The organism is Microcystis sp. LE19-41.2A, from assembly GCF_027530405.1.
GTDB classification, from domain to species: domain Bacteria; phylum Cyanobacteriota; class Cyanobacteriia; order Cyanobacteriales; family Microcystaceae; genus Microcystis; species Microcystis aeruginosa.
Map to the genome: position 1 here is coordinate 1 of NZ_JAPZQJ010000609.1, position 2,361 is coordinate 2,361.

At 39.1% G+C, this 2,361-nt stretch carries 1 protein-coding gene and 1 pseudogene; both read left to right on the forward strand.

Annotated elements, in window-relative coordinates; all coding sequences use genetic code 11:
• The first annotated feature begins 684 nt into the window (after positions 1-684).
• Positions 685-1,557 (forward strand): FHA domain-containing protein, encoded by an 873-nt coding sequence (locus tag O9290_RS25350; protein ID WP_288087658.1) that lies wholly within the window; start codon positions 685-687, stop codon positions 1,555-1,557.
• A 311-nt stretch (positions 1,558-1,868) separates the two neighbouring features.
• A pseudogene (locus O9290_RS25355) lies at positions 1,869-2,361 on the forward strand (IS630-like element ISMae26 family transposase); the annotation flags it as partial.

The window sequence follows — 2,361 nt, forward strand, 5'->3', positions numbered from 1 at the left end:
CCAAGCTTTTCTGGTCGGAACCCCCTAAGCCGAGTTTTCAAGGTGCTGCGCCGTCCACTTGGTTTTCGAGACTGGCCTTTTAATTCTAACGTAAAGCCAACCTAGAACGGCGGGGTTTCAGACCCAAAATTTCCGATGAACAATCATCTCTAGATGAAACTATTCGTAATAAGCTAAACGGCTTTTACTTCGGATCACCGATATAGACTCCAAAAGGGTTATAGCTATTGGATCATGCAGGTTAAGCGCCGTTTAGCTTATCACAGGAACTTAGGCTGATTCAAGCACAAACTTGAAAGAAATGCTTTAAAGTTCATTTTTGCCGTTATTTTGAGGTAATGCCGACTTTATCTTCAAATGTCTTGAACTCTTTTCTAACCTTGTTAATCTGTCAAATATCGTCATTTTTAAGGAGAATCAACCATGTCTATCGAATGTCCCACCTGTGGCTATGAAGGAAACCCCCCAGACGCTGAATTTTGCGAAACCTGTGGTGCAGAATTAGGAAATACTCTCCCCGTCACTCCGATTTCATCTCCTTCTTCCTCATTTACTCCTCCTACACAGGGAATACCGACCCCTCCATCTCTCACTCCTCCTACACAAGTAATACCGACCCCTCAACCTCTCACTCCTCCTACACAAGTAATACCGACCCCTCAAGTAATGACAGCACCGATGCAGATGACATCTCCTTCTCCCATAGGTGCAATGGCCACTGCGCGTTTAATTCCTCTGTTTAATGCACCCACTGCCGAATTTAAAATTTATAATAGCGCAGTGATTGGTATTTTTACACCGGGGAATCCAGTAGAAATTGATTTAGATTCATGTGCTAATAGTGATAAAGTGTCCCAACATCATGCTGAGATTACCTATGAAAATGGGGTTTGGATGATTAAAGATAGTTCGACTAATGGGACTTATATTAAAACATTAGGACAGGAAAAATTGGGCGCAAGAATTATGTCACCAACTCCCATTAATTCACGGGATACGATTGCTTCAGTGGTTTTTATCTTCGCTTTAAAGCAGCAAATAGAATCTGTAAATCAGGAACTACAATTAATGACTGAATTAACTCTACCAGATGGGTTGGACAAAATAGTTAATGATCTGGCTCAGGATCAAAAGATTGATAAAACAAAAAGTAAAAAGGCAATTATTAAACTTTTTAAGTTACAAAAAAGCTTATCTAAGCAAAAAGAAATAAACTGGAAACAGTTAATTGAAGATTATCAAACAGGAAAAAAAATAAAACCAACAGGTATTGTAGGAATAAAATCAGATAGTCAGACTAGAGAGGCTATAATCAAGGATATTAAAGTAAGTCTAGGGCTATCAACTCCTTCCTCTCCCTCTCCATCACCTTCTCTATCATCTTCTGTATCTCCATCCCCCTCTGTATCCCCATCACCCACTGTAGATACGAATTGGCAAACTAATGTCAAATCCTTAAACGCTATAGTTGAAGATAACGCTCATGATGATTCAGAAAAAGGAAAAAGAAAAGGGCTTATTGTTGAAATCTTAGATTTTCCAAAAGATACTCCTTAATGAGGATATAATCAAACAGGAGAACTCCCAACAGTTAAAAGAAAAAATTAAAGCTTTTCAGAAACAACAGTTTCATGAATGGAACACTTATGATGGTCTGATGTCAGAAGGTGGTGATACATATAAAAAACTCAATTCACTGGTATCTTCGATACCATCTAATCCCCCATAATCTCGACCTGAAATAGATGGTCTAGGTCCCTAAGTGGGTGTTGTGCTATCCTCTTATGAAAAACTAGATATAGCAATTCTTGGAGCTATGAGGTACAATGGAAAGCAAATAGACAAATAATAGAACTTACCAGCTTCCTATGAGACCCTATTCCGTAGATTTTCGCCAAAAAATTATCGATGTCTGGAAGAAAGAAAAAATTTCCATTCGAGGACTAGCCCAGAGATTTGACGTGGCTAAAAGCTTTATTCAGAAGTTATTGAAGCAACATAAAGAAACAGGAGATATCCGTCCTCGTCCGCAAGGGGGAAGTCCGCCAACCAAGTTAAATAGTGAACAACTGATAATTTTAATAGAAATCATCGAAGCTAACAATGATGCAACTCTCGAAGAATTATCGGACTTACTGTATGAAAAGACACAGGTGAAAGTCAGTAGAGCCACCCTGGGGCGGCTTACGCAAAAACTCAATTACAGTTTCAAAAAAAAACACTACACGCGGCGGAAAAAGAAAGTGACAGGGTACAGCAAAAAAGAGTGGAATACTGGTCAGAAGTTCGGGAAATTGAGGCATCAAAACTAATTTTCATCGATGAATCGGGGGTAAATTTAGCCCTTTTGAGACTCTATGC